The 3,636-nt window shown below is 70.8% G+C and carries 2 protein-coding genes; both read right to left on the reverse strand.

Annotated features, from left to right (window positions below; genetic code table 11):
* Window positions 1–1,574, reverse strand: a 1,574-nt coding sequence (locus tag BQ9890_RS00510) for a PTS transporter subunit EIIC (protein WP_075892477.1), incomplete at its 3' end; no start/stop codon positions are given.
* Window positions 1,575–1,691: 117 nt separating this feature from the next.
* Window positions 1,692–3,636 (reverse strand): AAA family ATPase (locus BQ9890_RS00515; protein ID WP_154671914.1); only part of this gene is annotated, 1,945 nt, incomplete at its 5' end.

Here is a 3,636-nt window from a genome sequence, read left to right on the forward strand (position 1 = left end):
GCGCCCGAGGTCGCGGGGGCGGCAGCGCCGTCCTCGTCGGCGGGGACGGGTGCGACGGCCACCGGTGAGGCAGCGGCGGCCCGGGCCGCCTTCGCCGCCTCGAACTCGGCCTTCTGCTCGGGGGTGCGGTAGTCGGAGATGATCACGAGCACCATCGAGGTGAAGAAGGCGGCCGCCACCGCGGTCGCGTAGAGGGGGATGTTGTTGAAGGCGGGGATCGTCAGCAGCGAGGTGAAGACGAACGCGTGCGTCGTGATGCCGTGGGGCAGACCCAGGACCATGGAGCCCACACCGATGATGACACCGCCGGTGAGGCAGCCCACCAGCATGCGGGGGTAGATCCGCTTGTAGCGCAGGTGGATGCCGTAGAGGGAGGGTTCCGAGATGCCCCCGAGGAGGCCGGCGGCCAGGGCACCGGTCGCGGTCTGGCGCATCTGTGTGTCCTTGGCCCGTGCCGCGATGACGAGGACACCCGCAGTGGCCCCGAAGCAGGCGAAGTTCCAGGCGCCCATGGGCCCCTGGATGTAGTCGTAGCCGAGGTTCTGGATGTTGAGCAGCATGATGGCGTTGATCGGCCAGTGCAGGCCCAGCGGCACCATGAAGGGGTAGAGCAGGGGGATGACGATCGCGAAGATGAACGGGGAGAAGTTGTTGATGGCACTGAGCAGGTTGGCCAGACCGGCACCGACGTAGACGCCGATGGGACCGATGAGGAAGGCCATCAGCGGGATCATGACCAGCATCGAGAGGAAGGGCACGAAGATCAGCTGGACGTTCTCAGGGATCACCCTGCGCAGGAGCTTGTAGAGGGGCCCCAGGACCGCAGCCATGAGCAGTGGCGGGAACACCTGGGAGGAGTAGTCGAAGATCGTCAGGGGCAGCCCGAGGACACGCACCACATGGATCTCCGAGCCCCACAGGGTCAGCGTCTCGGCCTGCTCCCCCATCTGGGTGAATCCCGGCAGCATGACGACCGCCATGACGGCGAAGCCGATCCAGGGGTCCACGTCGAGCTTCTTGGACGCGTTGTAGGCGACCATGAGGGGCAGGAAGACGAAGACGGACTTCCACGCCAGGTTGACGAACTGCCACGACGGGCTCAGCTCCGTGCGGGGGTCCGCCCAGTTCGGGATGACGCCGATGGTGCCCATGAGCGCCATGAAGGTGATGAACAGCGAGGCGCCGAGCAGTGCGCCGAGGATGGGCCGGAAGGAGTCGGAGAGGAACTCGAAGAGGGAGTCGAGCCAGGCGACCTTGCCACGCGGGCCCTTGGCCCGCTCCGCGGCCTTGGTCGCCGCGGCCACGTCCGCCGCGCTCGCACCCCGGGACATCTCCGGCAGTGCCTGGATGTCGTTGAAGACGTTCTGGACACCGCCCCCGATGACGACCTGGAAGCGGTCGCCGGTCTGGGGAACTGCCCCCATGACACCCGGGATCGCCTCGATCTGGGACTGGTCGATCCCGCTGGCGTCGCGCAACTGGAACCTGAGCCTCGTCGCACAGTGCGTGAGGGAGACGATGTTGCCCGGTCCCCCGACCCCTCGGACGATCTCGCTGGCCGTCGATTCCGACATCCCTGCCCCACTCCCCGGGGCGGCGCCTCGCGTCGCCCCTGTGTCCGGACGTTCCGACAGGGGACAATGTATCGGAGCCCCGCCGACGGGGAGGGTGATTCCGACACGTGGCCCCGCTCAGTGCCTCCCTGCCGTGGCGGGTGCTCCGGAGAGCCTCTGGGAGACGACGCGGGTCACTCCGTCACGCATCGTGACCCCGTAGAGGGCGTCGGCGATCTCCATCGTGCGTTTCTGGTGCGTGATGACGATCAACTGGCTGCTCTGCTGGAGCTCGCGGAAGATCTCCAACAGGCGCGAGAGGTTGACGTCGTCCAGGGCGGCCTCGACCTCGTCCATGACGTAGAAGGGCGAGGGACGCGCCTTGAAGATCGCCACCAGGAACGCCAGTGCCGCCAGGGAACGCTCACCACCGGAGAGCAGGGAGAGCCTCTTGACGCGTTTGCCCGCGGGGCGGGCCTCGATCTCGATGCCGGTGGAGAGCATGTCCTCGGGCTCGGTGAGGACCAGGTTGCCCTCGCCGCCGGGGAAGAGCACCTCGAAGGTGTGGGCGAACTCGCGCTGGGTGTCCTGGAAGGCCTTCGCGAATGCCTCCTCGACCAGGGTGTCGACGTCGTCGATGATGTGGAGCAGGTCCGCCTTGGAGGACTTGAGGTCCTGGACCTGGCTGACGAGGAACTCGTGGCGTCGCGAGAGGGCCTCGTGCTCCTCCAGGGCCAGGGGGTTGACCCGCCCCAGACGCTCGAGTTCGCGTCGCGCGCGTTCCAGGAGTCGCTCCTGCTCCTCCCGCACGAAGGGGACCAGCACGGGCCCGGCACCCTCCGACCCGTCCGCCTCCGCGTCCGCCTCGACCCCGTGGGTCGTGCCGTCCCCGGGGTCGAGGACGGGGACGAGGTTGTGGGGGCCGTACTCCTCGATGAGCTGGTCCGGTTCGAGGCCGACCTCCTCCACGATGCGGGCACGGAGCTGTTCCATGCGCAGGTCGAGCTCGGCGCGCGCGATCTCGTCGCGGTGCCCCACCCCGGTGACCTCGGTCAGCTCCCGGGTGAGGGTGTCGATGCGCCCGCGCACCTCGTGGACGCGTCGGGAGGTCTGCTCTCGCGCCTCCTCGGCGGCGGTGCGCTCCTGATCGGCACGTGCCAGGGCACCTGCGGCGGCGGCGACCCACCGCTGCGCCAGTCCCGCGACCTCCCGTGTGCGCTCCAGACGGGACAGTCGCAGCGCCTCGGAACGCTCCCGGCGCACGAGCTCCTCACGTGCGCGGGCCGCCCCCTGGCGCAGTGCGCGCGCCCGGCCCTGGGCCTGGCGGGAACGTTCCTCCGTCGTGCGCAGGGCGAGGCGACGCGTGGTCTCCTCCTCCCTGGCGGCGCGCGCCCGGGCAGCGCACTCCTCGGCGTGGTGCTGGGCCCGGGAGAGGTCCTCGTCCGGCACGATGCCGGTGGAGGCACCCAGGCGTTCCTCCGCCTCCAGCACCTGCTGCTGAGCCCATTCGACCTGTTCCTGCGCCCTGCGGACCCCGGCCAGCGAACGCTCCGTCTCCGCGGCGGCGGCACTGGCGGCGGAGGCGGCACGGGCCGCGGCCTCGGTGGCACGTGCACGCTCCGCGTCCTGGGCGCGCAGGGAGCGCAGCGCCTCGTTGGTGGCGTGCACCGCGGCGTCCAGGTCCGCGGTGGCGTCGACGAGGGCGGCCTCCGCCGCGTGTTCACGCCCGAGTGCGGCGCGCGCCCCGGAGACCGCCTCCTCGTGCTGGGCGTGGAGGGTGAGCACCGAGGTCCCCCCGGCGCCCGCACCCACCACGGCGCCGTCGCGCAGGACGTCCCCGGCACCGGTGGCCACCACCCGGACCCCCGGGAGCCCCAGCAGGGCCGGGACCTGGTCGAGATCGGCGCAGACGACCGCCCCGTCCAGCATCTCCTCCAGCGGCAGCGCCGCCTCGCTGCGGGGCGTGATGACGTCGAGGGCCCAACGGGCCCCGTGGGGCAACGTCGCGCGGGGCGGGGAGGTGTGTCCCGTCGCCCCGGAGCCCTCCTCCGCCCCCGGGTCCGCCAGCAGCATGCGCACGCGC

It is taken from the genome of Actinomyces provencensis (assembly GCF_900155435.1).
In the GTDB taxonomy this organism is placed as follows: Bacteria; Actinomycetota; Actinomycetes; order Actinomycetales; family Actinomycetaceae; genus Pauljensenia; species Pauljensenia provencensis.